Source organism: Microbacterium indicum DSM 19969 (genome assembly GCF_000422385.1).
Classification (GTDB): Bacteria; Actinomycetota; Actinomycetes; order Actinomycetales; family Microbacteriaceae; genus Microbacterium; species Microbacterium indicum.
The window spans coordinates 474,984-501,675 of sequence record NZ_AULR01000002.1 but is presented as its reverse complement, the minus strand read 5'-3'; the positions used below and the strand labels follow the sequence as shown (position 1 = coordinate 501,675).

24 protein-coding genes and 1 pseudogene are annotated in these 26,692 nt (G+C 72.5%); 12 read left to right on the top strand and 13 right to left on the bottom strand.

Going from position 1 to position 26,692, the window contains the following annotated elements; genetic code table 11:
• Positions 1–23 precede the first annotated feature (23 nt).
• The 3 genes and pseudogenes from H576_RS17360 to H576_RS0105000 all read left to right on the top strand — a co-directional run.
• A pseudogene (locus H576_RS17360) lies at positions 24–545 on the top strand (peptidoglycan DD-metalloendopeptidase family protein); the annotation flags it as partial.
• A 197-nt stretch (positions 546–742) separates the two neighbouring features.
• Positions 743–877: an SDR family oxidoreductase gene (locus H576_RS16280; RefSeq protein ID WP_084502446.1), complete on the top strand. Its 135-nt coding sequence runs from the start codon at positions 743–745 to the stop codon at positions 875–877.
• Between the two features lie 17 nt (positions 878–894).
• Positions 895–1,236, top strand: a complete 342-nt coding sequence (locus H576_RS0105000) for a DUF2200 domain-containing protein (protein WP_029150036.1) — start codon at positions 895–897, stop codon at positions 1,234–1,236.
• Between the two features lie 4 nt (positions 1,237–1,240).
• Here the strand turns inward: H576_RS0105000 and H576_RS14345 are convergent, their stop codons facing one another.
• On the bottom strand, positions 1,241–2,431 hold the full coding sequence (locus tag H576_RS14345) for an MFS transporter (RefSeq protein WP_036319200.1): 1,191 nt from the start codon (positions 2,429–2,431) through the stop codon (positions 1,241–1,243).
• Positions 2,428–3,090 carry a GntR family transcriptional regulator gene (locus H576_RS0104990; RefSeq protein ID WP_051172170.1) on the bottom strand — a complete coding sequence of 221 codons (663 nt, stop codon included), beginning with the start codon at positions 3,088–3,090 and terminating at the stop codon, positions 2,428–2,430. The genes H576_RS14345 and H576_RS0104990 overlap by 4 nt, the downstream gene beginning before the upstream one ends.
• A 57-nt stretch (positions 3,091–3,147) precedes the next feature.
• Here H576_RS0104990 and cofD point away from each other — a divergent pair, with 57 nt between their 5' ends.
• Complete coding sequence (gene cofD / locus H576_RS0104985; RefSeq protein ID WP_029150034.1) at positions 3,148–4,113, top strand: 2-phospho-L-lactate transferase; 966 nt, start codon at positions 3,148–3,150, stop codon at positions 4,111–4,113.
• Positions 4,114–4,119: 6 nt separating this feature from the next.
• On the opposite strand, the gene H576_RS0104980 is transcribed toward cofD, so the two are convergent.
• Both H576_RS0104980 and H576_RS16575 read right to left on the bottom strand, forming a co-directional pair.
• Positions 4,120–5,217: a GNAT family N-acetyltransferase gene (locus H576_RS0104980; protein WP_029150033.1), complete on the bottom strand. Its 1,098-nt coding sequence runs from the start codon at positions 5,215–5,217 to the stop codon at positions 4,120–4,122.
• A 13-nt stretch (positions 5,218–5,230) separates the two neighbouring features.
• On the bottom strand, positions 5,231–5,473 hold the full coding sequence (locus H576_RS16575) for a hypothetical protein (protein ID WP_156888120.1): 243 nt from the start codon (positions 5,471–5,473) through the stop codon (positions 5,231–5,233).
• Positions 5,474–5,987: 514 nt separating this feature from the next.
• Between H576_RS16575 and smc the strand changes: the two genes are divergently transcribed.
• Genes smc through H576_RS0104950 form a run of 5 tightly spaced genes read left to right on the top strand, consistent with a single transcriptional unit; the run spans position 5,988 to position 12,681 of the window.
• Entirely contained in the window at positions 5,988–9,488 is a 3,501-nt protein-coding gene (smc, locus tag H576_RS0104970) for a chromosome segregation protein SMC (protein WP_029150031.1), read from the top strand.
• Positions 9,485–10,618, top strand: a complete 1,134-nt coding sequence (locus tag H576_RS0104965; protein ID WP_084502443.1) for a class I SAM-dependent methyltransferase — start codon at positions 9,485–9,487, stop codon at positions 10,616–10,618. Before smc ends, H576_RS0104965 begins: the two co-directional genes overlap by 4 nt.
• A gap of 23 nt (positions 10,619–10,641) precedes the next feature.
• A complete protein-coding gene (ftsY, locus tag H576_RS0104960) occupies positions 10,642–11,511 on the top strand; it encodes a signal recognition particle-docking protein FtsY (RefSeq protein WP_029150029.1) in 870 nt (289 codons plus the stop codon).
• Between the two features lie 40 nt (positions 11,512–11,551).
• Positions 11,552–12,052, top strand: a complete 501-nt coding sequence (locus H576_RS0104955) for a DUF2004 domain-containing protein (protein WP_029150028.1) — start codon at positions 11,552–11,554, stop codon at positions 12,050–12,052.
• The gene (locus H576_RS0104950; protein ID WP_051172168.1) at positions 12,052–12,681 is read left to right on the top strand and encodes an MSMEG_1061 family FMN-dependent PPOX-type flavoprotein; all 630 of its coding nucleotides are present in this window, start codon (positions 12,052–12,054) and stop codon (positions 12,679–12,681) included. The genes H576_RS0104955 and H576_RS0104950 overlap by 1 nt, the downstream gene beginning before the upstream one ends.
• Positions 12,682–12,684: 3 nt before the next feature.
• On the opposite strand, the gene H576_RS17265 is transcribed toward H576_RS0104950, so the two are convergent.
• The 6 genes from H576_RS17265 to lipB form a co-directional block, all read right to left on the bottom strand.
• Positions 12,685–14,160, bottom strand: coding sequence for an ATP-binding cassette domain-containing protein (locus H576_RS17265; protein ID WP_036319196.1), 1,476 nt, complete (start codon positions 14,158–14,160; stop codon positions 12,685–12,687).
• Complete coding sequence (locus H576_RS0104940; protein ID WP_029150026.1) at positions 14,157–14,954, bottom strand: ABC transporter permease; 798 nt, start codon at positions 14,952–14,954, stop codon at positions 14,157–14,159. The genes H576_RS17265 and H576_RS0104940 overlap by 4 nt, the downstream gene beginning before the upstream one ends.
• A complete protein-coding gene (locus H576_RS14335; RefSeq protein ID WP_036319193.1) occupies positions 14,951–15,937 on the bottom strand; it encodes an ABC transporter permease in 987 nt (328 codons plus the stop codon). Before H576_RS14335 ends, H576_RS0104940 begins: the two co-directional genes overlap by 4 nt.
• Positions 15,934–17,568: an ABC transporter substrate-binding protein gene (locus H576_RS0104930; protein WP_029150025.1), complete on the bottom strand. Its 1,635-nt coding sequence runs from the start codon at positions 17,566–17,568 to the stop codon at positions 15,934–15,936. The genes H576_RS14335 and H576_RS0104930 overlap by 4 nt, the downstream gene beginning before the upstream one ends.
• 87 nt (positions 17,569–17,655) lie before the next feature.
• Positions 17,656–18,645, bottom strand: a complete 990-nt coding sequence (gene lipA, locus H576_RS0104925; RefSeq protein ID WP_029150024.1) for a lipoyl synthase — start codon at positions 18,643–18,645, stop codon at positions 17,656–17,658.
• Positions 18,642–19,340 (bottom strand): lipoyl(octanoyl) transferase LipB, encoded by a 699-nt coding sequence (gene lipB, locus H576_RS0104920; RefSeq protein WP_084502441.1) that lies wholly within the window; start codon positions 19,338–19,340, stop codon positions 18,642–18,644. The genes lipA and lipB overlap by 4 nt, the downstream gene beginning before the upstream one ends.
• Before the next feature lie 11 nt (positions 19,341–19,351).
• On the opposite strand from lipB, the gene H576_RS0104915 reads away from it, so the two are divergent.
• Both H576_RS0104915 and ffh read left to right on the top strand, forming a co-directional pair.
• Positions 19,352–19,909, top strand: coding sequence for a TetR/AcrR family transcriptional regulator (locus H576_RS0104915; protein WP_029150022.1), 558 nt, complete (start codon positions 19,352–19,354; stop codon positions 19,907–19,909).
• Between the two features lie 12 nt (positions 19,910–19,921).
• Positions 19,922–21,487, top strand: a complete 1,566-nt coding sequence (gene ffh, locus H576_RS0104910; protein ID WP_029150021.1) for a signal recognition particle protein — start codon at positions 19,922–19,924, stop codon at positions 21,485–21,487.
• A gap of 59 nt (positions 21,488–21,546) precedes the next feature.
• On the opposite strand, the gene glpK is transcribed toward ffh, so the two are convergent.
• The 3 genes from glpK to H576_RS0104895 form a co-directional block, all read right to left on the bottom strand.
• A complete protein-coding gene (gene glpK / locus H576_RS0104905) occupies positions 21,547–23,061 on the bottom strand; it encodes a glycerol kinase GlpK (protein WP_029150020.1) in 1,515 nt (504 codons plus the stop codon).
• A gap of 36 nt (positions 23,062–23,097) precedes the next feature.
• Positions 23,098–23,853, bottom strand: a complete 756-nt coding sequence (locus tag H576_RS0104900; RefSeq protein ID WP_029150019.1) for an MIP/aquaporin family protein — start codon at positions 23,851–23,853, stop codon at positions 23,098–23,100.
• Between the two features lie 78 nt (positions 23,854–23,931).
• A complete protein-coding gene (locus tag H576_RS0104895) occupies positions 23,932–25,623 on the bottom strand; it encodes a glycerol-3-phosphate dehydrogenase/oxidase (RefSeq protein WP_029150018.1) in 1,692 nt (563 codons plus the stop codon).
• A gap of 111 nt (positions 25,624–25,734) precedes the next feature.
• On the opposite strand from H576_RS0104895, the gene H576_RS0104890 reads away from it, so the two are divergent.
• Positions 25,735–26,691, top strand: coding sequence for a sugar-binding transcriptional regulator (locus tag H576_RS0104890; RefSeq protein ID WP_029150017.1), 957 nt, complete (start codon positions 25,735–25,737; stop codon positions 26,689–26,691).
• The last annotated feature ends 1 nt before the right edge of the window (position 26,692 follow it).

The following is a 26,692-nucleotide window of genomic DNA, read 5'->3' as shown; positions in this document are numbered from 1 at the left end:
CGCTCCTGGGTGACGGGCCGGAGATGCTCCGTCTCTCGGGCGACGATGTCCTGGCGCGGATCCGCTTCAGGAGATCGCCCGATCCGGACCGTGCGCCGGCTGCCGGACTGAGCGACACCGTGATCCTCGACGTGACGGTCTCCGCGGGCTCGGAGATCCGGTCCCCGCTGACGCGAGTCGTCGGGCTCTCGCCCGATGCCGCGATGCCGCCCCTGGTGACGGCGCAGACGATCGCGCCCGTCGACACCATGGCTCCCGCACCGATCGTCATCGGACCCCGCCGGAAGGCGACGGCAGGCCCGTCGGGAACGGGTGCCGCGGAGCGTCGGCATCGGAGCGCGATCAACCCCGACGGCTTCGAGCTCGAGGAGTACGGCGGGAACCACGTCATGGGGAGAACGGCGGGCGGGGCGTACGCGTGCTACGCGCACCTGCAGGGCGGCAACGCCGAGGACCTCGCCATCGGGCAGGAGATGTCGCGGGTCGACGCGCTGGGGCAGCTCGGCAACTCGGGCAACACCGACATGCCTCACCTGCACTTCCACGTGATGGAATCGCCGTCGCCGCTCGGGTCGAACGAGCTCCCGCTGATGCTCGACGAGGTCACGGTCGCCGGGGAGGTCCTCGTCGGCCAGGGGGCCCGTCCAAGTATGCCGCCGCGACGACCGCGAGCTGGCCCGTGCCGTCGTCGTCCTTCAGGAGGTAGGTCTCGTAGAGCGCGGCGGGGGATCCGGGGCGCCCCGTGCGGGTCGCGGCGAAGCACCCCCTGGGGCGGATTGCGCGGCCCGAGGAGGTCGCATCGGTCATCGCCTTCGCCCTCTCGCCCGAGGCGTCCTACGTCGCGGGCACCACGATCCGCGTCACCGACGCGGCCTGAGCACCTACGATCGGGACATGAGCCGGATCCACCAGCTGACCTTCGCCGCGGTCTACCCGCACTACGTCGCGAAGGTCGAGCGCAAGGGCCGCACGGTCGACGAGCTGCACACCGTGATCGAGTGGCTCACGGGCCTCGACGAGCCGGCGGTGCGCCGCGAGATCGAGGACGAGCACACCTTCGTCGAGTTCTTCGACGACGCGACGCTCAACCCGAACGCCCACCTCATCACGGGCACGATCTGCGGGATCCGGGTCGAGGAGATCGAGGACCCCGTCGACCAGAAGGCGCGCTACCTCGACAAGCTCGTCGACGAGCTCGCGAGGGGCCGGCCGCTCGAGAAGATCCTGCGCGCCTGAGCCCTCAGCTCGAGGTGCGACGCGAGAACCCCGTCGCGACCGTCGCGAGGCAGCCCGCGCAGATGACGGCGAGCCCCGCGAGGCCCCACGCGTAGGGGATCTCGGGGGCGATCGCCGCGAGGACGGTCGGCAGCAGGAACCCCACGTACGTGAGCGAGTAGAAGAGGCCCGTGATCCCGGCGAGGTCGCGCGGCGTCGCGAGCGACTGCGCGATCACGAGGCCCGAGACCACGCTGATCCCGTAGCTCCCGCCGAGGACCGCCGCGACCGCGACCGCGTAGGCGGGGCTGTCGAGCACGGCGCCGGCCGAGGCGCCCACGAGGCCGAGGATCACGCCGCTGAGCCCGACGATGAGGGCGCGTCCGCGCGTGATCCGGTTGACCCAGGGGACCGCCGACTGCGCGAGGGCGCCGACGCCGAGCCCCACGACCGTGAGGAGGGTCGCGTAGATCGTGGCGTGATCGCCGAGGCGGTGCTCGAGGATCGACGGCAGGACGGCGTAGGCGATGCCCGCCGCCCCGAACACCCACGGCGCGGCAGGGACGACGATCCGCCAGAACGCGCGTTGTCCCGCCGACGGGATCGCGAGATCGCGCCACCAGGCGCCCGTCGCTCGAGCGCCGCGCGGCAGCGTCTCGGGGACCCTCAGGAGAGCGAGCGCGGCGAGGATCGTCAGCACGATGTGCACGACGTAGGGCAGGACGGAGGGAAGGGGCGCCCACTGCGCGATGACGCCCGAGACGCCCGCGCCGATCGCGAAGCCGAGGGTGAGGATGAGGGACGACCGCCGCGCGCCGAGCGTCGCCTCGGCGCCGGGTTCCCAGGGATCCGCCGAGAGCTCCTTGATCCACGACGACCCGACCGACATCGCGATGCCGACCGCGATCCCGGCGAACACGCGGCCAGCGCAGAGCAGGGGGTACGACGCGAGACCCGCGGCGAGGATCGCGCTCGCGGCGAGCGACGCGGCGAGGCCCGCCACGAGGACGGGGCGCCGACCGAAGTGATCCGAGAGCGCCGACGCGATGAGGAGACCGGGGACGAGGCCGAAGACGTACATCCCGAGGAGGAGGTTCGCCTGCCACGCGGCGTAGCCGCCGAGCGTCTCGTAGAGGTGCAGCAGCGGCGTGAAGTGGTTGCCGCCCCACGCGAGCATGAAGACGGCGGGCGCGGCGGCGGCCCAGGGGCGCCTCATGCGAGGTACCCCGGGTGCCCCGCCGAGAGGTGCGCGTCGAGGGCCGCGCCGAACGCCGCCTCGTCGCCTGCCGCGACGGCGTCGGCGAGGGCGCGGTGGCCGTCGAGCAGGCCGTCCGTCCCCGTCGGCGAGGTCGTGACCGCGAGGTGCGTCAGGCGGTACAGGCGCGGCGCGAGGGTCGTGAGGATCTCCTCGACGACGCCGTTGCCCGCGGCCCGGATGAGGCTCATGTGCCCCGCGTAGTCGGAGGCCGCGAACGCCGTCGCGTCGCCGAGGGCCGCCTCCTGACCCGCGAGCGCGTCGCGCATGTCGGCGGCCGCGGCCGCGCGGAGGCTCTCGGACGGGGCGATGGCCGCCAGCGCGTCGCGCTCGAACATCGCGCGGACGCCGAGGAGCTCGTGGCGTTCGCGCGCGAGCGGGGACGTCACGACCGAGCCCTTCTTCGGGACGAGCCGCACGAGGCCCCAGCGCTCGAGACGCAGCATCGCCTCGCGCATGGGGGTGCGGCTCGCGCCGTAGGCGGCGGCCGTCTCGACCTCGGTCAGCAGGGCGCCCGGGGGGATCTCGCCCGTCGCGATCCGTCGCGCGAGGTCACCCGCGACGCGCTCGGCGACGGGCGACCTGTCGGTCGTGAGATCCCATGGCAGCAAGAACGACATGCGTCGATCTTAATGCATGCATCAATGGGTGCATCATGTGAGCACTAGCCTGGGGCGATGCGCATCACCGTGATCGGGGGCGGCGTCGGGTGCGCCCGCTTCGTCCTGGGGCTCCGCGAGCACGTCCGCCGTTCGGGCTCGGGCGACGAGATCAGCGTCGTGGTCAACACCGCCGACGACTGGTGGGTCTCGGGACTCCGGATCGCACCCGACCACGACAGCCTCCTCTACGCGCTCGCGGGCGTGAACGACACCGAGCGCGGGTGGGGGCGCGCGGGGGAGAGCGAGCGCGTCTCGGCCGAGCTCGCCGCCTGGGGCACGGCGCCCGACTGGTTCACGCTCGGCGACCTCGACCTCGGAACGCACATCGCGCGCACGGCGTGGCTGCGCGGCGGCGCGACGGTCAGCGAGGTCTTCCGGCGCCTCGGCGCGCGGTGGGATCTCGGCGCGACGCTCGTGCCCGCGACCGACCAGGAGATCGACACGCACGTGCAGACCGACGGCGGAGAGATCCACTTCCAGGAGTGGTGGGTGCGGCACAGGTCTCAGATCCCCGCGCGGGGCTTCGCGCAGCGCGACGTCTCCTCGGCCGAGCCGTCGCCCGGCGCCCGGGCCGCGCTCGAGGGCGCCGACGTGATCCTCCTCGCCCCCTCGAACCCCATCGTCTCGATCGGGCCGGTCCTCGCCGTCCCCGGCATGCGGGACCTCGTCCGGGAGGCGGCGGCGCCCGTTGTCGGCGTCTCCGGGATCATCGACGGGGCCGTCGTCCGCGGCATGGCCGATGCGTGCCTCGCCGCCGTGGGCGTCGAGACGAGCGCCCGAGCGGTCGCCGAGCACTACGGCGCCCGCTCCCGCGGCGGCGTGATCGACGGCTGGCTCGTCGACGAGACCGACGCGCCTGCCGCGGCCCCGCTCGAGGCGGCCGGGATCGCGACCAGAGCCGTTCCGCTCTGGATGCGCGACCCCGACACCTCGGCGCGGCTCGCGGCCGACGCGCTCGCTCTCGCGCGCGAGCTCGTCTGACCCGGCTCAGGCCAGCGTCTTCTGCCAGTCGGCCTCCCAGAACAGCGGGCGGAAGCCGACCCGCTCGTTGACGTCGAGCATGAACCGGTTCTCCTCGGCGTTGAAGGTGACGACGCACGGAGACTCCGGCACCTCCTCCTTCCACCGCAGCAGGCCGAGGCACTTGACCACGGTGCCGAGCCGGTGCCCGCGGTGCTCCGGCATGACGAGGGTCCCGTAGTTGTGCGCCGTCGCCGACCTGTCGGGGTCGGCGACGATCTCGTTGAACGCCGCGACCTCGCCCGTCGGGCGGTGGATCACGGCGGTGATCCCCCAGGTGCGCCCCGTCGCGATCTCGCGGAGGTCGCGTTCGCGCACGCGGTCGGCGTCCCAGACGGCCTGCTCGATCTCGAGCTCTCCGGCCGGGACGTCGGTCGACATGCGGGCGATGGCGGCGGCGTAGCCCGCGCGGAGGTGCTCGGGCGTCGGAAGCGGCCACCAGGCGGTCTCGTACTCGGGGCCGGCCTCGGCGAGCGCCGCGGCGAGCACCTCGCGGAGCGGCTCCGTCGGGCCGTCGAGGTCGAACACGCTCGCGCGCTCGACCTGCGACAGCCGGTACCCGGCGTCGATCATCGCCTGGACGCGGGGATCCCGCGGGTCGATCGCCCCCGCGCCCGTCGCGGGGCGGAGCACGCGGTCCTCCGGCTCCGCCCGCAGGTCGACGGCGGTCGTCGTCCAGGTCGTCACGAGCGTGCGCCCGAGCGCCCGCGCCTCCTCCTCGAGGAAGTCGAGCAGGCGGCGCTCGACCGCGAGGTCGCGGCGCGCGGGATCCACCGCCACGAGCAGCAGGGCCTCGCGGTCGGTCGAGCGGTCGTACTGGAGGTTCGCGACGCCGAGGATCTCGCCGTCGCCGCCGCGCGCGACCCACAGGTGGATCGCGTCGTAGCGCTGGTCGCGGGCCTTCGCGAGCCAGACCGCGGGGTCGCCGCGGAGGAGATCGGTCCGGGCGTCGTCGGCCTGCACGGCGTTCGCGATCTCGACGTACCGGTTCCAGTCGCGCGCGTCCGGCGCGTCGACGGACTCGGGGATGCGCAGGGGTTCGATGGTGAGGGCGGCTGTCGTCATGTGGTCCTCCTGGTCACAGTCCGAAGGTGCGGTAGACGTCGTGGTGCAGCAGGGCACCGCGGGCGAGCGAGGAGTCGACCGCGTGCGCGGCGTAGGCCTCGCGGGGTTCGGCCCGCTCGGGCACAGCGGCCTGACGTGCGGGGCGGCTGCCCCAGACGAGCAGCGCGAGGCCGACGCGCATCGCGAACCGGTCGACGAGGGGCACCCGCGGGGAGCGCCTCTCGACGACCAGTGCGGCTGCGGTCGCCGCTGCCACGGCAGACCGCTGGGGACAGGGCGGATGGAGTGTCTTGTTCATGGGAGCGAGAGCTCTTTCGTGGGAGTCGTGATGAGGGGGCGTGAGTACGCCGCGGAGCCGCGGCGCGGCAGAGCCCGGATCGGGCGCCGCCTGCCGGCGACGGGGGAGCGCGCGCGGGGCGCGCCGAGGACATGGCCTCAGGCGTCGCCCACGTGGGGCGCGGGAGCGTTCATCGGCCGCGGACGCGGCACGGAGCGGCTGCTATCCGAGACGGACGGAGCAACGACGCAGAGCGGGGAACGGAAGGTCACGAAGATCGTGGTGCGTGATCGGATTCATGGTCTTCCTCCTCTCGGACCTCTGCGGGCGATCGACCCGGGTGAACAGTGCCTTCGAACGATAGGCGCCGAGCCGCCGCCGCGTCAAGGGAACTCCCAGCGTGTCGGCGTGTCCCGCGTGTTTCCGGGCCCGCCGCGGGCGAAAGCCTAGGGTTGACGGAGCGTGTCGCGGGCCACGACGGAAGGGGGAGCGCGTGCATCTCAAGAGCCTCACCCTCAAGGGGTTCAAGTCCTTCGCGAGCCCCACGACGTTCGCGCTCGAGCCGGGCGTGACGGCGATCGTCGGCCCCAACGGATCCGGCAAGTCCAACGTCGTGGACGCCCTCGCCTGGGTCATGGGCGAGCAGGGCGCGAAGACGCTCCGCGGCGGGAAGATGGAGGACGTCATCTTCGCCGGCACCGCGACGCGCGGCCCGCTCGGTCGCGCCGAGGTGCAGCTCACGATCGACAACGCCGACGGTGCGCTCCCGATCGAGTACAGCGAGGTCTCGATCCGCCGCACGCTGTTCCGCAACGGCCAGAGCGAGTACGCGATCAACGGAGAGACCTGCCGCCTGCTCGACGTGCAGGAGCTCCTGAGCGACTCGGGGCTCGGCCGCGAGATGCACGTCATCGTCGGCCAGGGCCGCCTCGACACGGTCCTGCGCGCGACGCCCGAGGAGCGCCGCGGCTTCATCGAGGAGGCGGCGGGGATCCTCAAGCACCGGCGGCGCAAGGAGAAGACGCTCCGCAAGCTCGAGGCGATGGAGCAGAACCTCGCCCGGCTCAGCGACCTCGCGGGCGAGGTGCGCCGCCAGCTGAAGCCGCTCGGGCGCCAGGCCGAGATCGCGCGCCAGGCGCAGACGATCGCGGCGGTCGTGCGCGACGCGAAGTCGCGGCTCCACGCCGACGAGGTGGTCGAGCTGCGGCAGGCCCTCGCGGCCCACGCACACAGCGAGCAGGAGCGGCACACCGAGCGCGTCGCCCTCGAGGAGGAGGCCGCCGGAGTGCGCCTGCGGATCTCGCAGCTCGAACGCGAGCAGACTGCGCGGGCCGTCGACGAGGCGCGGCGCGTGCTCTTCGGGCTCGAGCAGGTGCAGGAGCGGCTGCGCGCGCTCTTCGCCCTCGCGAACCAGCGCCTGTCGCTGCTCTCGGCGGACGACGACGATCCGTCGGCGCACGTGACGGTGTCGCAGGGCGCGATCGACGCGGCGCGCGAGGAGGTCACGCGCCTGCGAGACGGGATCGGCGATGCCCAGGACCAGGTGCAGCAGGCGTCGCGCGTCCTCGCGCGGGCGCGTGCAGACCTCGACGCCCTCGACATCGAGATCGCCGCCCAGACGGCGCTCATCTCGGAGCACGACATGCGGCTCACGACGCTCCGGGGGGCGGCCGACGCGGCGCGGCAGACGCTCGAAGCGGTCCGGCAGGGCGTCGTGCGCCAGCAGCAGGCGCTCGACAGCGCGATCGAGCGCAGGGCCGCGGCGCAGGCGGCCTTCGACGAGCTCGAGGCCGCCGAGGCGTCGGAGGAGGTCGCGGCGCGTCACCAGGAGGCCTACGAGCGCGCCCAGGCCGAGACGGCGGCGGCCGAGAAGGCGCTCGACGAGCTGCGCGAGCGGCACCGCGCCGCCGAGCGCGAGTCCGACGCGCTGCAAGCCAAGACGGCGGCCCTCGGGTCGGCCCTCGACGTGAAGAACGCCGCGGGCGCGATCGTCGCGCGCGGTGACGCGGGCGTCACGGGTCTCGTGAGCGAGTCGGTTCAGGTCACGGCGGGATACGAGCAGGCCGTCGAGGCCGTCCTCGGGCCGCTGGCGGCGGGCGTGCTCGTGTCCGATCGCGCGGCGGCGCTGCGGATCGCGGGATCGACGGGCGACGCGGGATCCGTCGACATCGCGATCGCCGACGCGCCCTGCGGGGAGGCCGTCCCCGCCGCGGCCGGCGCGGTGCCGGCCGTCGACGTCGTGACCGCGCCTGGCGGCGTGCTGGGCGTCCTCGCGCCCGTGCTCATCGCCGACGACCTCGGCCGGGCGGCCGAGGCGCTCGAGGCGCTGCCCGGTGCGTGGGCCGATCGCGCGGTCGTCGTGACGCGCGGCGGCGAGATTACGACGCTCCGCACCGTGCGGGCGGGGTCGGGCGGCGGGAGCTCCCGTCTGGCGCTCCAGGCCGAGCGCGACGAGGCGGCGCAGCGGCTCGACGTCGTGCGCTCGGACGTCGAACGGCTCGCATCCGAGCGGCGGGTGCTGCAGGAGCGGGTCCAGGGAGCGCGGGTGGCGCAGAAGGACGCGCTCGCGGCTCTCCGCGCGCACGACGCCGAGCTCGCGCGGCAGGCCGAGCACGTCAACAGGGTCACGGTGCGCCGCGAGACGGCGATCGCCGAGTGCGACCGGCTCTCCGCCGATCTCGAACGCGCCGAGGGGGCCGTCGCCGACTCCGAGCAGCGCGCGGCGCGCGCCCGATCCGCCCTCGAGACCGCCGAACAGCAGCCGCGACCGCTCCTCGACGCGTCGCAGCGCGATCCGCTCCTCGCCGAGGTCGAGGCGGCCCGCGAGCGGGAGGTCGCGGCGCGACTCGAGGTCGAGACGACGCGCGAGCGGGTCCGCGCCGCCGAGGCCCACGCCGCGGGCCTCGAGGCGCAGCGGGAGCGCGAGCAGCAGGCGGCCGAGCAGGCCGCGCGCCGCGCCGTCGTCCGGCGCCGACAGCGCGACGTCGCGCAGCAGGTCGCCGACCGGCTCCCCGCGGCGCTCGCGTCGGCCGACCGCTCGGTCGCCGACGCGCGCGTCGCCCTCGGCGAGGCAGAGAAGGTGCGCAGCCAGGTCGGCGGAGAGCTGCGCGACCTCCGCGAGCGCGAGTCGCGCATGCGCGAGCGTCTCGCGGGGCTCACCGAGAGCGTCCACGGGCTCGAGCTGCAGATCCACGAGAAGAAGCTGCAGCTCACGAGCGTCCTCGAACGCGTGCACTCCGAGCTGGGCCTGAGCGAGGAGATCCTCGTGGCCGAGTACGGGCCCGATCAGGGGGTCCCGCCCGAGGACGAGGGCGGGGAGCCCGAGGCGTACGACCGGCAGGCGCAGCAACGCCGGCTGCGCGACGCCGAGAAGCGCCTCGCACAGCTCGGCCGCGTCAACCCGCTCGCGCTCGAGGAGTTCGCGGCACTCGAGCAGCGGCACGGCTTCCTCGTCGAGCAGCTCGACGACCTCACGCGCACGCGCGCCGACCTCACGAAGATCATCGCCGACCTCGACGAGCGCATGCAGCAGATCTTCGCCGAAGCCTTCGCCGACACGCAGGCGGCCTTCGAGCAGGTCTTCCCGATCCTGTTCCCGGGCGGCACGGGATCGGTCTCGCTCACGAAGCCCGACGACCTTCTGACGACGGGGATCGAGGTCGCGGTCCGGCCCGTCGGCAAGAAGATCGAGCGGCTCTCGCTGCTGTCGGGCGGCGAGCGATCGCTTGCGGCGGTCGCGCTGCTGACCGCGATCTTCATGGCGCGGCCGAGCCCCTTCTACATCCTCGACGAGGTCGAGGCGGCGCTCGACGACGCCAACCTCGGGCGCCTGCTCGGGGTGTTCGAGAAGCTGCGCGAGAGCAGCCAGCTCCTCGTCATCACGCACCAGAAGCGCACCATGGAGATCGCCGACGCGCTCTACGGCGTCTCGATGCGCCAGGACGGCGTCTCGGCGGTCGTGGGGCAGCGGATCAGCGAGAGGGCGACGGCGTGAGCGCGCTGCTCGCCGCGTTCGACGGGCTCGCCCCGCTGCTCGGTCGTGCGCCCGACGTCGAAGCGCACGACCTCGTCGCGGCCGATCGCAGCGACCGACTGATCCTCGCTGAGGTCGAGCCCCTCCTGGGCGGCGCCGACGAGGTCGTCGTGATCGGCGACAGATACGGTGCCCTGACGCTGCCGATCCTCCTCGCCGACCCGGGCATCCGCGTGCGGCTGCATCAGGACCCGATCACGAGCGAGCTCGCGCTCGCGCGCAACGCGGAGGAGGCGGGCGTCTCGCTCGAGCGCGTCTCGTGGCACGGGCTCGACGCGGGCCTCGCCGAGGGTGCGCGGGTCGTGATCGCGCAGCTCCCGCGCGGCCTCGACGCGCTCGACGAGATCGCGGGCGTCGTGGCGGGGGCGGCCGATCCCGCGGTCCGCCTCCTCGCGGGCGGGCGCGTCAAGCACATGACGCCGTCGATGAACGAGACTCTCGCGGTGCACTTCGGCGAGGTGCGCGCCTCGCGCGGGGTCGGCAAGTCGCGCGCCCTGCACGCGTCGGCGCCGATCGCGCGCCCGTCGACGTGGCCGCGTTCGCGCCGGCACGAAGACATCGGCGTGACGCTCGCGGCGCACGGCGCGGCCTTCGCCGGGACCGATCTCGACATCGGCACGCGATTCCTGCTTGCGCATCTGCCGGATATGCCGCATGCGGAATACGTGATCGACCTGGGATGCGGCACGGGCGCGATCGCGGCGGCGTACGCGCTCGCGCGGCCGGGATCGCGCGTCACCGCAACCGACCGCTCCGCGGCGGCCGCGGACTCGGCGCGCGAGACGATGCGGCTCAACGGCGTCGCCGACCACGTCAAGGTCGCCCGCGACGACGGTCTCGCGTCGCGCGCCGACGCATCGGCGGACCTCGTTCTCCTCAACCCGCCGTTCCACTCGGGGAACGCCGTCACGGAGGGCATCGCGCCGCGCCTGTTCGCAGACGCCGCCCGCGTGCTGCGCCCCGGCGGCGAGCTCTGGACCGTGTGGAACAGCCACCTCCGCTACCGCCCGGCGCTCGAGCGCCTCGTGGGCGAGACGCGGCAGGTCGATCGCGACCGCACCTTCACGGTCACGGCGTCGACGAGGCGCTGAGCCCCGCCCCGTAGACTGGGCGCATGGCTCCCAAGTGGTCTCTCGGCCGCGCGCTGCGCGGAATGTTCGTCAAGGAAACCATCGACGAGAACACGTGGGACGACCTCGAGACGGCGCTCATCACGGCCGATTTCGGCCCCGACATCACCGAGGCGATCGTCGACGACCTGCGCGAGAAGGTCGACCGCTTCCGGACGACCGACCCCAAGGACCTCAAGCGCATGCTCGTGGAGAGCCTCGAGGAGCGCTTCGCGAAGTTCGACACGACGCTGAAGCTCACCGAGCGACCGGCCGTGGTGCTCGTCGTCGGGGTCAACGGCGTCGGGAAGACCACGACGATCGGCAAGTTCGCGGCCTTCCTCGGCCGCTACGGCCGCTCGATCGTCGTCGGCGCGGCCGACACGTTCCGCGCGGCGGCGGTCGAGCAGCTCGCGACCTGGGCCGAGCGCGGGGGAGCGGCGATCGTGCGCCCCGAGCGCGAAGGACAGGATCCCGCGTCGGTCGCCTTCCAGACGATCACGTACGCGAAGGAGACGGGCACCGAGATCGTGATCGTCGACACCGCGGGCCGCCTGCACACCAAGGCCGGCCTCATGGACGAGCTCACGAAGGTGCGCCGCGTCATCGAGAAGCAGGCCCCCATCAGCGAGGTGCTGCTCGTGCTCGACGCGACGACGGGTCAGAACGGAGTCATGCAGGCCGAGGCCTTCCTCGAGCACGCGGGCGTCACGGGCCTCGTGATCACGAAGCTCGATGGATCCGCGAAGGGCGGCTTCGTCCTCTCGGTGCAGGAGCGCACGGGCATCCCCGTCAAGCTCCTCGGCCAGGGCGAGGACATCGGAGACCTCACCGGCTTCACGCCAGCGGCGTTCGCGGCGCAACTCGTCGACTGAAACCGTGGCCCGCCGCGGGATCTCGTGATTGGCTGAGGGCATGGCGATCGAACACGACTTCTTCGGGCTCCTCGAGTCGGGCCCCGACGGCGCGATCTTCTGGTCGGAGAACGTCGACCTCGGCGACATGCGCGTGACGGTCGACCTCACGGCGCCCGACCAGCTCGATGTGACCCCCGAGGGCCTCGACGCCGCGGCCGCGATCATCCAGGCGCTCGAGGAGATCGACAGCCGCTCGCGCGAGGCGATGCTGTCCGAGACCGACAACAGGGCGAGCGACGTCACGGAGTTCGTCATCACGATCTCCGACCGATTCGGCGACGACCTCGAAGATCACCTCATCGACTTCTCGGGCGACGCACCCGTCGACGTCATCCGCTCGCTGACGCTTGTGAGCATGACGATCCTCGCCGACGAGCACGGCAGCGAAGATCCCTTCGCCGTCCTCGAGTACGCGTTCGACTCGGACGACGCCGACGAGGTGCTCCTCGTCAACGTCGCGAGCGACGGAACGGTCCAGTCGGTCACGAGCGCCGACTGATGCGCGACGGGTGGCGCGTGGTCGACGACGTCGCGGCGCTGGAGGCCGTCGTCGGGGTCCCGCTCCCGTCGACCCGAGACAAGGTGCGCGCCGAGCTGGCTGACGACGACGTCGCGTGGCTCGCCGCGACGCCGTTCTGCTTCGTCGCGACGAGCGACGCCGCGGGCAACTGCGATGTGTCGCCCAAGGGCGATCCCGCCGGCTCGCTCGTGCACGTGATCGACGCGCGCACCGTCGCGATCGCCGAGCGGCCGGGCAACCGCCGCGTCGACGGATACCGCAACATCCTGCAGAACCCGCACGTCGGGCTCGACTGCGTCATCCCCGGCCGCGGCGACACGCTCCGCATCAACGGCCGCGCGACGCTCGTCTCCGACGCGCCGTTCTTCGACGACCTCGCGGTGACGGGCCGCCGCCCGATCCTCGCTCTTGTGGTTGACATCGACGAGGTGTTCCACCACTGCTCGAAGGCGTTCCTCCGGTCTCAGCTGTGGAAGCCCGAGACCTGGGACCCCGAGCGCACGGTCCCGCGCCGCGCCGTCCTCGCGTCGCGGCTCGACCGCCGCGACGCGTCGCTCGAGGAGCTCGACGCGTACTACGGCGACTCCTACGGCCGGAAGCTCTACTGAGGGTCAGCGGCTCGCCGCGATGAGCTCGCGCGCGAAGGCCGTGCGCGGGTTCGCGTAGACGCTCTCGGTCGGCCCCTCCTCGACCACGCGGCCGCGCCGCATCACCATCACGCGATCGCTGATCCTCCGCACGACCGCGAGGTCGTGCGAGATGAAGAGCATCGCGAGGCCGCGCTCGCGCTGCAGCCCCGCGAGCAGGTCGAGGATGCCCGCCTGCGTCGTCACGTCGAGGGCCGATACGGGCTCGTCGCAGACGAGCACGTCGGGGGAGGCGGCGAGGGCGCGTGCGATCGCGACGCGCTGGCGCTGGCCGCCCGACAGCGCGCGCGGGCGGCGCGCGAGGACCTCCCGCGGCAGGCCGACGCTCGCGAGGAGCGCCTCGGGGGCCTCGCCGCCGGATCCGCCCGCGAGGCGCAGGATCCGCTCGACGGCGAAGCGCGGGTCGAAGCTGCCGAGCGGATCCTGTGGGATGAGGCGGATCCGCGGGGCGCCCGCGAGCGCGACCCCGCCCCGGTCGGGCCGTTCCTGCCCGATGACCAGGCGCGCGAGCGTGGACTTGCCCGACCCGGACTCGCCCACGACGCCGAGGGTCTCGCCGGGGCCGAGCGTCAGCGACACGTCGTCGACCGCGGTGGTCCTGCCGTAGCTCTTCGTGACGCCGGAGGCCGTGACGAGCGCGGCCGCGGCGGGCGGCGCCGGATCCGGTTTGGGGCCCGACGGGACGGCGGCCAGGAGCGCGCGCGTCCGGGGGTGCGCCGGCGCCGCGAGGACCGCGGCCGTCGGCCCCTGTTCGACGATCTCGCCGCGGTCGAGGACGGCCACCCGGTCGGCGACGCGCCGCACGGCGTGCAGGTCGTGGCTGATGAGGACGAGCGCCGCGCCCTCGTCCCGGAGCCGCGCGAGCAGGTCGAGAACGCGAGCGGCCGTCGTCGCATCGAGCGCCGTCGTCGGCTCGTCGGCGACGACGAGGTCCGCCCCGCCGACGATCGCCGACGCGATGAGAGCGCGCTGGCGCATGCCGCCGGAGAGCTCGCCGGGGCGGCGCCCGAGGAGCTCGCGTGCGCCCGGAAGACCCGCGCGCTCGAGGGCGGAGACGGCGCGCTCGCGCCGCTCCGCGCGCGGCACGCGCCGCAGCGCGAGCGTCTCGGCGACCTCGGCCTCCACGGTGCGCAGGGGGTCGAGCGACTGCAGCGCGTCCTGCAGGACGAGCCCCATGCGCGAGCCGCGGAGCTGCCGCCACTCGCGCTGCGACGCGCGCGAGAGGTCGCGCCCGTCGAAGGCGAGGGATCCCGACACGCGCGCGGCGCGGTCGGCCTGCGTCAGCCCGAGGAGCGTGCGCGCGAGCACCGACTTCCCCGCGCCCGACTCGCCGACGACGCCGAGCGCCTCGCCGGCGGCGACGGAGAGGGTCGTGCCGCGCAGGACGGGTCCCGTCCCGGGGAGATCGACGCGCAGGTCCGAGACGTCGAGCAGGGTCATCGAGAGAGCCTCCGTCCGAGGACCGTGAGGGCCGTCGCCGTCGCGACGATCGCGAGGCCCGGAAAGACCGTGATCCACCACGCGGTCTGGATGTACACGCGCCCGGCGTTGAGGAGCGAGCCCCACTCGGGCGAGGGAGGCGGGGTGCCGAGGCCCAGGAAGCTGAGCGCCGACACCCACACGATCGCCTGCCCGATCCCCAGCGTGATCATGGCGGCGAGTGGCCAGAGGGTGTTCGGCAGCACGTGCCGGCGGAAGACCGTGACGGGCCCCGCGCCCTCGTGCCGCGCGTAGGCGACGTAGTCGCCGAGAGCCACCGAGCGGACGCGGGCGCGGACGATGCGGGCGTATCCGGGCGCCGTCGCGAGCCCGATCGCGAGGACCGAGGACGTCGTGCCCGGGCCCATGACGGCGACGAACAGCAGCGCCATGACGAGCGTCGGGAGCGCGTAGAGGACCTCGATGATCCGGGCGAGCGCCGCGTCGAGGAGGCGCGGGCCGAGGCCCGAGGCGAAGCCGAGGACGATCCCGATCCCGACGCCGAGGGCCGTCGCCGCGAGCCCGATGCCGGCCGAGGCCGCCGCGCCGTGGACCACGCGCGAGAGGAGGTCGCGCCCCGACTCGTCGGTCCCGAAGAGGTGCGCGCCCGAGGGCGGCTGGAACCCGTCGGCGGGAGCGACGGCGAGCGGATCCGCGGGGGCGAGGAGCGACGGGGCCGCGACCGCGATCGCGAGGAGCACGACGACCGCCGCCGCGACGAGGCCCGGGGCGCCGAGCCTGCGGACCGCCGTCACGATCCCACCGCCTGGTCGGGCGCCGTCCGGGCCGGGGTGCGCGCGCCGCGCAGACGCGGGTCGACGACGAGCTCGAGCGCGTCCGTCGCGGTTACGACGACGACGTAGATGACCGCCACGACCGCGACGGCGCCGATCGCCACGGGGACGTCGCGTTGGAGCGCGGCGTCCTGGAGGAGCCGGCCGAGCCCCGGCCGCGCGAAGAGCACCTCGACGACGACCGCGCCCGAGAGCAGGTTGCCGAGCGACCAGCCCGACAGCGAGAGCGCGGGGAGTGCCGCGTGGCGCAGCGTGTGGCGGAGCAGGACGCGGGCCTCGCCGGCGCCGCGCGCGCGGGACGTCGTGGCGAAGGGCGCGCCGTCGGCCTCGACGAGCGCCTCGCGCGACACCTGCGACAGGAAGCCGGCGATCGGGACCGCGAGGGTGACGACGGGGAGCACGAGGGAGGCCGGATCGTTCGCGGCGCTCGTCGCGGGCAGCCAGCCGAGCGAGGTCGAGAACACGACGATGAGGACCGCGCCGAGCCAGAACCCGGGCATGACGCTCGCGACGATCTCGCAGAAGCGCAGCACGGCCCCCGCGGCGCGGCCTACGGGCCCCCGCGCCGTCTGCTGGATGAGCGCGCCCGCGACGGCGAGCACCCAGGCGAGCGCGAGCGCGAGGACCGCGAGGACCAGCGTGTTCGGCAGCTGCTCCGCGATCAGCGTCGATACCGGGGTGCGGCGCGCGTACGAGTCGCCGAGGCTCAGGGTCGCGATGTCGCGCAGCTGGAGGAGGTACTGGACGACGACGGGGCGGTCGAGGCCGTAGCGCGACGTCGCCGCCGCGATCGCCTCGGGGCTCGCGTTCGAGCCCGGCCCGCCGAGGATCGCCTCGAGCGGGTCGCCCGTCGCCCGGAGGGCGAAGAAGACGACCGTCGCGACGATCCACACGACGAGGATCGCGGAGCCGACGCGCGCCGCGATCCACCGGACCGCCGTCATTCGGTGAGCTGGGCGTTCAGGAACGACGGGACCGACACGGTGTCGAGGGTCTCGATCCCCGTGACGCCGCCCACGAGGAAGTGGTTCTGCTGGTCGTACAGCGGGAGCACGGCGTATGTGCCGAGGATGATCTCCTGCGCCTGGGCGTAGAGGTCGCGGCGCGCGTCGAAGTCGGTCGTCGCGAGGGCCTGATCGAGGACGTCGTCGAGCTCGGGGATCGAGATCTGCGCGTTGTTCGCGAAGTAGCCGCTCGGGGCGGGCTCGATGCTCTCGCTGCTGTAGACGATGCGCAGCACGTCGGGGCCGACCATCGTGTACGGGGCCGAGACGACCTCGTACTCGTGGGCCGCGAGCGCGCCGTACCAGGACGAGAGGTCGACAGGCGAGATCTCGACGTCGAAGCCGACGCCCGCCTCGTTCGCCTGGATCTGCTCGAAGAGCGACTGCTCGGCGGCGGTCGACTGGCTCGTCGACACGGGGAAGCGGACCGTGAGCCGCTCGCCGTCCTTCATGCGGGTGCCGTCGTCGTCGCGGTCGGTCCATCCGGCCTCGTCGAGCAGACGGTTCGCCTCATCGACGTCGGTCGCGAACAGGTCGGGCTCCGAGACCGCGAACGGCTCGAGGCTCGAGAGGACCGAGTACGAGCGCTCCGCCGTGCCCTGGAAGAGCGCCTCGATCCCGGGGTCCGGGTCGGCGGCGCGAATGAACGCCTCGCGCACGCCCGCGTCGTCGAACGGGGCCTGCGCCGTGTTGAGCTCGAGGCGGTTCGACGCAGCCTGGCGCGGGGCGTCGATGTGCTCGAGGCCCTGCGCCGAGGCCTGGACGATGTCGCTCGGCAGGGGGTTGTCGATGACGTCGACCTCGCCGGACGCGAGCGCCGCCTGCCGCGTCGCGGCGTCGGGGATGAAGCGCCACGTGATGCCGTCGAGGTGCGCCGCGCCGTCGCGGTCGGCGAAGGGCGCCGAGCCCGCGTAGTCGTCGTTGCGGACGAGGTCGACCTGCTGCTGGGGAACCCAGTCCTCGACGACGAAGGGGCCCGTCCCGATCGGCGCCTGGCAGTTCTCCTCCTGCCCGCGCGCGATGCCGGCGGGCGACTCCATGGCGTTCCACGGCTGGCTGAGCACCTCGAGGAGCGCCGACTTCGGCGTCGAGAGGTGCAGGTCGACGTGCGTCGCGTCGACGACCTCGACGTCGGAGATCTGCTCGACCGCGAGGTATCCCGTCGACGACGCCGTGTCGGGATCCTGCAGGTGCTCGATGTTGGCCTTCACGGCGTCGCCGTCGAACGGCGTGCCGTCGGTGAACTCGATCCCGCTCTTCAGCGTGATCGACCACGTGAGGCCGTCGTCCGACGGCGTGCCCGACTCGGCGAGCCACGGCACGATCTCGCCGTCGGCGTCGCGCCCGAAGAGCGGCTCGAGGTACTGCGCCGAGAGGATCGCCTGCGGCCAGTTCCCGCCGACGTGCGGGTCGAGGCAGGTGGGCTCGGCGTCGCCCGTCGCGTAGACGAGGGTCCCGCCGTCCTCGGGCTCGGCCGTGGCCGCGGATCCGCCTCCCGCGGAGCACCCCGCGATCAGGAGGGCGGCGGCCGCGGCGGCGGAGATGGACAGGACGCGGGGGAGAAGGCGCATGCGTTCCTCGATGGGATCAGGTGGACGCGGTCCAGAAAATGGGCCGACGTCCATGCTAACCCGGCAGGGAGCGCTCGTATTCCGCGCTCAGACCGCCCGTGCGAACGCCGGCTCGACGTCCGCGGCGATGTGGGCGAGGTGCGCGGGGATCTCGCGGCCCTTCTCGCGCATCGACGTCGCCCAGAGGCGGCCGGCGCGGTACGAGGAGCGCACGAGGGGGCCGGCGAGGACGCCGAGGAACCCGATCTCCTCGGCGGCCTGCTTCAGCTCGACGAACTCCTCGGGCTTCACCCAGCGCTGCACCGGCATGTGCCGAGGCGACGGCCGCAGATACTGCGTCAGCGTGATGATGTCGCACCCGGCCTCCCGCAGGTCGCGGAGGGTGTCGAGGATCTCGGTGCGCTCCTCGCCCATGCCGAGGATGAGGTTCGACTTCGTGATGAGGCCCGCCCGGTGCCCCTGCGCGATCACCGCGATCGACCGCTCGTAGGCGAACGCCGGGCGGATCCGCCGGAACACCCGCGGCACGGTCTCGACGTTGTGCGCGAACACCTCGGGCCGCGCCTCGAAGATCTGCCCGAGGAAGTCGGGTTCGCCGCTGTGGTCGTTCGCGAGCAGCTCGACGCCCGTCGCGGGGTTCATCGCGTGGATCTGCCGCACGGTCTCGGCGTTGAGCCACGCGCCCGTGTCCTCGAGGTCGTCGCGCGCGACGCTCGTGACGGTCGCGTAGCGCAGCCCCATGCGGCGCACCGACTCCGCGACGCGGCGCGGCTCGTCGGTGTCGTACTGCGCGGGCTTCCCCGTGTCGATCTGGCAGAAGTCACAGCGCCGCGTGCACTGCGAGCCGCCGATGAGGAACGTCGCCTCGCGGTCCTCCCAGCACTCGAAGATGTTGGGGCACCCCGCCTCCTGGCACACGGTGTGGAGGTCCTCGGTCTTCACGAGATCCTGCAGCTCGCGGTAATCGGGGCCCTGGCGCACCTGGACCTTGATCCAGTCGGGCTTCTTCTCGATCGGGGTCTGCGCGTTGCGCACCTCGAGGCGCAGCAGCCTGCGTCCGTTCGGCTCGGCGGTCATGCGGGAACTCCTTCGACGATCTCGGTGAGGGCCGCGGCGACGGCGTCGCGCGCGTCGCTCGGTGCGATGGTGCGCCCGGACTCCCGGGCCAGGGTCGTGGTGCCCACGTCGGCGATGCCGCAGGCAATGATCTCGGCGAACGGGTCCGTCGCGCACGAGCAGTTGAGTGCGAAGCCGTGCATCGTGACGCCCTGCGCGACGCGCATCCCGATCGCCGCGATCTTCGCGGATCCGTCGGCGGTCCACACGCCGCTGCGCCCCTCGACGCGGCGGCCCGCGACGCCGAACGCCGCCGCGACCGAGATGAGGGCGCCCTCGAGGCGGCGGACGAAGTCGAGGCCGCCCCGTTCGCCCACCTGCACGATCGGGTAGCCGACGAGCTGTCCCGGACCGTGCCAGGTGATCTTGCCCCCGCGGTCGACGTCGACGACGGGCGCGGATCCGGAGGTCGGGCGCTCGTGGGGCAGCGTGCGCGACCCCGCCGTGAACACGGCCTCGTGCTCGAGCAGGATCAGGGTGTCGCCCCTCTCGCCCCCGGCGACCTCGGCGTGGATGCGGCGCTGCAGGTCCCATCCGTCGCGATAGGGGACGAGGTGCGGTGCGAGGCCGGCGTCGAGGATCTCGAGCATGCTCACCCTTTCATTGTTGGACTGTGTCCAAGAATAGACCCCGGCGCGCCCATCGCGGGCCGCCATACGATCGAGTCATGGCGACGAACCGCGGCAGGGGCCGGCCCAAGGCGATCTCGCGCGAGATGCTCGCCGAGGCGGCAGGAGAGCTCTTCCTCGAGCGCGGGTACGACGAGACCTCGATCACCGAGATCGCGACTCGCGCGGGCGTCGGCCGGTCGAGCTTCTTCAACTACGCCGCGGGCAAGGCCGACCTGCTCTGGGGCGGCCTCGACGAGCGGATCCGCGCCGCCGCGGAGCTCGTCGACGTGGGGGCATCGGCGTCGGAGGCGGTCGTCGCGATCGCCGACGGCTTCGCGCCCGACGCGCTGGCCCTCGCCTTCGCGAACGCCGGGACGATGCGGATCGAGGCGCACCTCGAGGCGGAGTCGGCGCTCCGGATGCTGCGCGTCTCGCGCCTCACGGCGCGCGCCCTCGTGCGCGACGGGGCCGATCCCCTCGCCGCCGAGGTGCGCGGGGGAGCCTTCGGGGCGGCGCTCGTCGCGGCGCTGCGGGCGTGGGCGCTCGGCGGCGCGGGGGCGACTCCGCTCGCGGCGCACATGCGACGCGCAGTCGCCGCCGCCGAGGCACGGTAAAATCTGGTCATCATGGCTGCATTCGGCAATCTCTCCGAGCGTCTCACCGAGACCTTCCGCAATCTGCGCACCAAGGGCAAGCTGTCGGCCGCCGACGTCGACGGCACCGTGCGCGAGATCCGTCGCGCCCTGCTCGACGCCGACGTCGCGCTCGAGGTCGTCAAGACCTTCACCGCGAAGATCCGCGAGCGCGCGCTGGGCGACGAGGTCAACAAGGCGCTCAACCCCGCGCAGCAGGTCGTGCAGATCGTCAACGAGGAGCTCGTCGAGATCCTCGGCGGTCGCCAGCGCCCCCTGCAGTTCGCCAAGAACCCGCCGACCGTGATCATGCTCGCGGGCCTCCAGGGATCCGGTAAGACGACCTTTGCGGGCAAGCTCGCGCGCAAGCTGCAGAAGGAGGGCCACACGCCGCTCCTCGTCGCGGCCGACCTCCAGCGCCCCAACGCGGTGAACCAGCTGCAGGTCGTCGCCGAGCAGGCGGGCGCGGCGATCTACGCGCCCGAGCCCGGCAACGGGGTCGGCGACCCTGTCGCGGTGTCGAAGGCGGGCGTGGCCGAGGCCCAGCGCCGCCAGCACGACGTCGTCATCATCGACACCGCCGGCCGACTCGGCGTCGACGCCGAGCTCATGAAGCAGGCGTCCGACATCCGCCGGGCGACCGACCCCGACGAGGTCCTCTTCGTCATCGACTCGATGATCGGACAGGACGCCGTCAACACGGCGAAGGCCTTCCAGGAGGGCGTCGACTTCACGGGCGTCGTGCTCTCGAAGCTCGACGGCGACGCGCGCGGCGGCGCCGCGCTCTCGGTCGCCTCCGTCACAGGTCGCCCCATCATCTTCGCCTCGGCGGGCGAGACGCTCGACGCGCTCGAGGACTTCCACCCCGACCGCATGGCGAGCCGCATCCTCGACCTCGGCGACATCCTCACCCTCATCGAGCAGGCCCAGCAGGCCTTCGACGAGGAGGAGGCGAAGAAGGTCGCCGAGAAGCTCGCCAAGGAGGCGTTCACCCTCGACGACTTCCTCGAGCAGATGCAGCAGCTCAAGAAGATGGGCTCGATGAAGAAGATGCTCGGCATGCTGCCGGGCATGGGCGGCCAGATGAAGCAGCAGCTCGAGCAGTTCGACGAGCGCGAGATCGACCGCACCGAGGCCATCATCCGCTCGATGACGCCCGCCGAGCGCGGCAACACGAAGATCCTCAACGGCTCGCGGCGCGCCCGCATCGCGCGCGGCTCCGGCATGACGGTCACCGACGTCAACCAGCTCGTGAACCGCTTCGAGCAGGCGGCCAAGATGATGAAGAAGGTCGCGCGCGGCGAATCCGCAGGGATCCCCGGCGTCGGCGCGATGCCCGGCATGAAGCCCGGGGCGTCCGCGAAGCGCGGCAAGAAGGGCAAGAAGCAGCAGAAGCCGCTCCAGCGGTCGGGCAACCCCGCGAAGCGCGCGGCCGAGGCGGCGAACGCGCCAGCGGAGACCGCCCCGACCGGCGCGGGCTTCGGCCTCGGCTCGGCGCCGCAGGAGGCGCCGAGCGAGGCCGACATGGCCGAGATCACGAAGCTCTTCGGCAGGCGCTGATCACGCGGCGAGGGCCGGGATCCGAATCGGATCCCGGCCCTCGTTCGTTCTCTCGGTCGTCAGGCGACGTCGTCGTCGATCCAGTCCATCGACTTCGTCACGGCCTTGCGCCACAGTCGCAGGGTGCGGTCAACCTCGGCCTGCTCCATCTGCGGCTCCCAGCGCTTGTCCTCCTGCCAGTTGGCCGACACCTCGTCGAGGTCCTTCCAGAACCCGACGGCGAGGCCGGCCGCGTAGGCGGCGCCGAGGGCCGTCGTCTCGGCGACGACTGGCCGCACGACCGGGACGCCGAGAACGTCGGCCTGGAACTGCATGAGCGCGTCGTTGGCGACCATGCCGCCGTCGACCTTGAGCTCCTCGAGCTCCACGCCGGCGTCGGCGTTGACGGCGTCTAGCACGTCGCGCGTCTGGAACGCGACGGCCTCGAGGGCCGCGCGGGCGATGTGGCCCTTCGTCACGTAGCGCGTCATGCCGACGAGCGCGCCGCGGGCGTCGGGGCGCCAGTACGGCGCGTAGAGGCCCGAGAACGCCGGCACGAAGTACACGCCGCCGTTGTCGTCGACGGTGTCGGCGAGCTTCTCGACCTCGGGCGCCGACTTGATGATCCCCAGCTGGTCGCGCAGCCACTGGATCAGCGATCCCGTTACGGCGATCGATCCCTCGAGCGCGTAGTGCACGGGCTGGTCGCCGATCTTGTAGCCGACCGTCGTGAGAAGGCCGTTCTTCGAGAGGATCTTCTCCTCGCCCGTCTGGAAGATGAGGAAGTTGCCCGTGCCGTACGTGTTCTTGCTCTCGCCGGGCGAGAAGGCCGCCTGGCCGAAGGTCGCGGCCTGCTGGTCGCCGAGGATGCCCGAGATGGGCGTCTCGCGCAGCAGCGACGTGTCCTCGGCGTAGCCGTAGACCTCGGACGACGACTTGATCTCGGGGAGCATCGAGCGCGGAACGCCGAACGCCTCGAGGATGTCGTCGCGCCAGTCGAGCGTCTCGAGGTCCATGAACAGCGTGCGCGACGCGTTCGTGACGTCGGTGACGTGCACGCCGCCGTCGACGCCGCCCGTGAGGTTCCAGAGGACCCAGGTATCGGTCGTGCCGAAGAGGAGGTCGCCCGCCTCGGCCTTCTCGCGCGCGCCCTCGACGTTCTCGAGGATCCAGGCGATCTTCGTGCCGGCGAAGTACGTGTTGATCGGGAGGCCGACGATGCTCTTGAAGCGCTCGATGCCCTCGTCGCCCGCGATCCGGTCGACGATCGCCTGCGTGCGCGTGTCCTGCCACACGATCGCGTTGTAGACGGGCTCGCCCGTCGTGCGGTCCCAGACCACCGCGGTCTCGCGCTGGTTCGTGATGCCGATGGCCTCGATCTGGTGGCGGGTCACGTCGGCGCGGCTCAGCGCGAGGCCGATGACCTCCTGGACGTTGCGCCAGATCTCGAGGGCGTCGTGCTCGACCCAGCCCGGGTGCGGGAGGATCTGCTCGTGCTCCTTCTGGCCGGTGGAGACGATCGATCCCTTCTTGTCGAAGATGATCGCGCGCGACGACGTCGTGCCCTGGTCGATCGCGAGAATGTATTCACCCATGCGTTCTCTCCTCTGAAGACGTGGTTCGGGTAGGGATCAGCCTGCGAGGCCGAGCGTGAGCGGCGCCGCGAAGGCCGCGATGGCGGCGCCGACGAAGGGGCCGAAGACCGGGACCCACGAGTACGCCCAGTCGCTCGACCCCTTGCCCTTGATGGGGAGCAGCGCGTGCGCGATGCGCGGGCCGAGGTCGCGGGCCGGGTTGATGGCGTAGCCGGTCGGGCCGCCGAGCGACGCGCCGATGGCGACGACGAGAAGGGCGACGGGGAGCCCGGCCAGCGGGCCGAGGCCGCCGGGGACGCCGACCTCGACGTCGCCGTAGTCGGAGAACCCGAAGATCACGAACACGAGGACGAAGGTCGCGATGACCTCGGTCAGGAAGTTCAGCCCGTAGGACCGTTTCTCGGGGCCCGTCGAGAAGACGCCGAGCTTCGCGGCGGGGCTCTCCTCGTCGTCGAAGTGCTGCTTGTAGGCGAGGTAGCAGACGATCGCGCCGATGATGCCGCCGATCAGCTCGGCGATCGTCGCGACGAGGAACATCGGGAGCGTGATCGTACCCCCGATCAGCAGCCCGAGGCCGACGGCGGGGTTGAGGACCGCGCCCGAGTACGCGGAGACGAGGAAGCCGGCGAACACCGCGAGGCCCCATCCCCAGTTGATCATGAGGGTGCCGCCGCCGAAGCCCTTCGTCTTCGCGAGGGTCACGTTGGCGACGACGCCCGTGCCGAGGAGCACGAGCATCGCTGTGCCCACGAGCTCGGAGAGGAAGTACAACCCCAGATTGATGTCCTGCATGTCTTCATCGACCTTCCTGGCCGGCGTCGCTGCCGGCCGTTCCATCGCCCGGCGGGGAAGGCCCCCGCCGGGCTGAGATCACACGGTCGCGGGGACCGAATGCTTCGCGTGGAGCTCGCCGCGCGCCTGCTCGAGCTCGGCGTCGCGCGTCTCGGCTCTCCAGCCCGCGATCTCGGCGAGCGCGTCGGCGATCTCCTCGAGCACGGCGTCCGAGGCGTCGCCCGTGAACGCGAGGCTCGTGCGGCGCAGGACCACGTCGCGCAGGTGCACGGCGTGCTCGCGCTCGACCATCCACGAGAGCTCGCGCGTCGAGAGCGCGCCGCCCGCGAGCTCGCGGTCCTCGCCCTCCTCGACGTACGACCACACGTCGGCCGCGCGGGTGCCGTAGCGGACGAAGAGCCCGTCGGCGCGGTGGCCCGCTCCCGAGAGGTGCGCGCGCTTCCACGCCTGCGTCTCCTGCGCGCCGAGCGGGAACGCCCGGCCGCCGCCGATCGCGAGGCCCGCCGTCGAGGCGGTGCGCGTGCGGCCGAGGAGCCCCAGGACGGTGTCGGCGAGGTTCTCGCCGATCGCGCGGAACGTCGTCCACTTGCCGCCGACGAGGCTCACGATCGGGGTCGAGCGCGAGTCGTCGACCTCGATCCGGTAGTCGCGCGAGACGAAGCCGGGGGCCGTGTCGCCGTGGCGGGGCAGAGGGCGGATCCCCGAGAAGCTGTAGACGATCTGCGAACGGTCGACGGCGATCTGCGGGAAGACGTGGTGCACGAGATCGAAGAAGTAGTCGATCTCCTCGTCGGTGCAGGTGACGTCGTCGGTCGGCTTGACGTCGATGTCGGTCGTCCCGACCATGACGCGGTCCTTGAGCGGGTAGATCAGCACGATGCGGCCGTCGGAGTGCTCGAAGAAGAGCTCGCGGCCCTTCGTCGCGGCGAGGAGCTCGGGGTGGTCGAGCACGATGTGCGACCCCTTCGTCCCGCCCATGAACGCCGTCTCGCGGCCGAGCTGCGCGTTCGTCATGTCGGTCCAGGTGCCGGACGCGTTGACGACGACGTCGGCTGCGACGGAGAACTCCTCGCCCGAGACGTTGTCGCGGAGCAGGACGCCGTCGGCGGTGGACCCGATCGCCTCGACGTAGTTCACGGCGCGCGCGCCCTCGTGGGCGGCCGATCCGTCGAGCAGGACGTCGAGCGCGAGGCGCTCGGGATCGTGCATCGAGGCGTCGTAGTACGTCGCGGTGTACTTGACGTCGGGGTCGAGGTCGGGGAGGGCCGCGAGCGACTTCCTGCGCCCGTGGAAGCGGTGGCGCGGGACCGAGCCGCCGTCGCGCGAGAAGGTGTCGTAGATCATGAGGCCGATCTTGATGAGCGCGGCGCCGCGCTCCTTCGGCTTGCCCTGCTTGTGCGTGAGGAAGCGCAGCGGAGCCGACATGATGCCCGAGAAGGTCGAGTAGATCGGGATCGTCGTCTCGAGCGGCTTCACGAAGTGGGGGGCGAGCTTGAGGAGGCGGTTGCGCTCCTGGACCGACTCTCGGACGAGGCGGAACTCGCCGTTCTCGAGGTAGCGGATCCCGCCGTGCACCATGTGGCTCGACGCGCTCGACGCGCCGCTCGCGAAGTCGCCGCGCTCGACGAGCGTGACGTCGACGCCCTGCAGCGCGAGATCGCGGAACGTGGAGATGCCGTTGATGCCGCCGCCGACGATGAGGACGGTCGTACGACCCGCGTCGCGCACCTCGGCGACGGACGGGCGGATGGGTGAAGAGATGTCGGACATCTTCGGCCTCGATTCTTGCTCGTTGTCGACTAGCGTGGATCCCCGTGGAACATCCGGTCAAGCCGAGTGCACATATGTGCGCGGACCGGGATCCCGCGAGAGAGGAACGCCATGGCGGCTGTCGACGACAGGGGTGCGCAGGCCCTCGCCGCCGCGCGCCTCTACTACCTCCAGGACCGCACGATGGAGTCGATCGCGCGGGAGCTGCGCACCTCGCGTTCGTCGGTCTCGCGTCTGCTCTCGTACGCCCGCGAGCAGGGGATCGTCGACATCCGCGTGACGAGCCCGAACGAGCACGGCGAGACCCTCGAGGCGCGCATCCTCGAGCGCTCGGGCGTCCGCGCGCACGTCGTCCCCGTCTCGGCGAACGTCAGCGAGGCCGAGCGGCTCGATCGGGTCGCGATGACGGCGGCGCGGCTCGTCGCCCAGGTGATCGAGTCGAACATGGTGGTCGGTCTCGCGTGGGGATCGACGCTCAGCGCCGTCGTCCGCCACCTGCCGCAGAAGGAGACGCACTCGACGACGGTCGTGCAGCTCAACGGCGCCGGCAACACCCTCACGACGGGCGTCGAGTACTCGAGCGAGATCCTGCAGCGCTTCGGCGAGGCGTTCGGGTCGGCTGTGCAGCAGTTCCCCGTCCCGGCCCTGTTCGACGACCCCGCGACGCGCGACGCGATGTGGCGCGAGCGCATGACCAAGCGCGTCCTCGGGCTGCAGGGCCGCATGGACCTCGCGATCTTCAGCATCGGCTCGCCCGGCGCGGGAGTGCCGAGCCGCGTGTACGTCGGGGGATACCTCGACGAGCGCGACTACCAGAGCCTCGCGGAGGACCGGGTCGTGGGCGACGTCGCGACGGTGTTCTTCCGGGCCGACGGGTCGTGGCGCGACGTGCGACTCAACGCGCGCGCGACGGGGCCCTCCTTCGACCGTCTGCGCCGCGTGCCGCGGCGGCTCTGCGTCGTGGCGGGGCAGCACAAGCTCCGCGGGCTGCGCGGGGCGCTCGCGGCCGGCCTCGTCACCGACCTCGTGCTCGACGAGGCCCTCGCGGCCGAGCTCCTGGAGCGCTGAC

Excerpts from the sequence above, each read along its gene's own strand:
- H576_RS0105000 (WP_029150036.1), top strand. The coding sequence starts at position 895 with ATGAGCCGGATCCACCAGCTGACCTTCGCCGCGGTCTACCCGCACTAC.
- H576_RS14345 (WP_036319200.1), bottom strand. The coding sequence starts at position 2,431 with ATGAGGCGCCCCTGGGCCGCCGCCGCGCCCGCCGTCTTCATGCTCGCG.
- H576_RS0104990 (WP_051172170.1), bottom strand. The coding sequence starts at position 3,090 with ATGTCGTTCTTGCTGCCATGGGATCTCACGACCGACAGGTCGCCCGTC.
- cofD (WP_029150034.1), top strand. The coding sequence starts at position 3,148 with ATGCGCATCACCGTGATCGGGGGCGGCGTCGGGTGCGCCCGCTTCGTC.
- H576_RS0104980 (WP_029150033.1), bottom strand. The coding sequence starts at position 5,217 with ATGACGACAGCCGCCCTCACCATCGAACCCCTGCGCATCCCCGAGTCC.
- ftsY (WP_029150029.1), top strand. The coding sequence starts at position 10,642 with ATGGCTCCCAAGTGGTCTCTCGGCCGCGCGCTGCGCGGAATGTTCGTC.
- H576_RS0104955 (WP_029150028.1), top strand. The coding sequence starts at position 11,552 with ATGGCGATCGAACACGACTTCTTCGGGCTCCTCGAGTCGGGCCCCGAC.
- H576_RS0104950 (WP_051172168.1), top strand. The coding sequence starts at position 12,052 with ATGCGCGACGGGTGGCGCGTGGTCGACGACGTCGCGGCGCTGGAGGCC.
- H576_RS17265 (WP_036319196.1), bottom strand. The coding sequence starts at position 14,160 with ATGACCCTGCTCGACGTCTCGGACCTGCGCGTCGATCTCCCCGGGACG.
- H576_RS14335 (WP_036319193.1), bottom strand. The coding sequence starts at position 15,937 with ATGACGGCGGTCCGGTGGATCGCGGCGCGCGTCGGCTCCGCGATCCTC.
- H576_RS0104930 (WP_029150025.1), bottom strand. The coding sequence starts at position 17,568 with ATGCGCCTTCTCCCCCGCGTCCTGTCCATCTCCGCCGCCGCGGCCGCC.
- lipA (WP_029150024.1), bottom strand. The coding sequence starts at position 18,645 with ATGACCGCCGAGCCGAACGGACGCAGGCTGCTGCGCCTCGAGGTGCGC.
- lipB (WP_084502441.1), bottom strand. The coding sequence starts at position 19,340 with ATGGCGGCCCGCGATGGGCGCGCCGGGGTCTATTCTTGGACACAGTCC.
- H576_RS0104915 (WP_029150022.1), top strand. The coding sequence starts at position 19,352 with ATGGCGACGAACCGCGGCAGGGGCCGGCCCAAGGCGATCTCGCGCGAG.
- ffh (WP_029150021.1), top strand. The coding sequence starts at position 19,922 with ATGGCTGCATTCGGCAATCTCTCCGAGCGTCTCACCGAGACCTTCCGC.
- glpK (WP_029150020.1), bottom strand. The coding sequence starts at position 23,061 with ATGGGTGAATACATTCTCGCGATCGACCAGGGCACGACGTCGTCGCGC.
- H576_RS0104900 (WP_029150019.1), bottom strand. The coding sequence starts at position 23,853 with ATGCAGGACATCAATCTGGGGTTGTACTTCCTCTCCGAGCTCGTGGGC.
- H576_RS0104895 (WP_029150018.1), bottom strand. The coding sequence starts at position 25,623 with ATGTCCGACATCTCTTCACCCATCCGCCCGTCCGTCGCCGAGGTGCGC.
- H576_RS0104890 (WP_029150017.1), top strand. The coding sequence starts at position 25,735 with ATGGCGGCTGTCGACGACAGGGGTGCGCAGGCCCTCGCCGCCGCGCGC.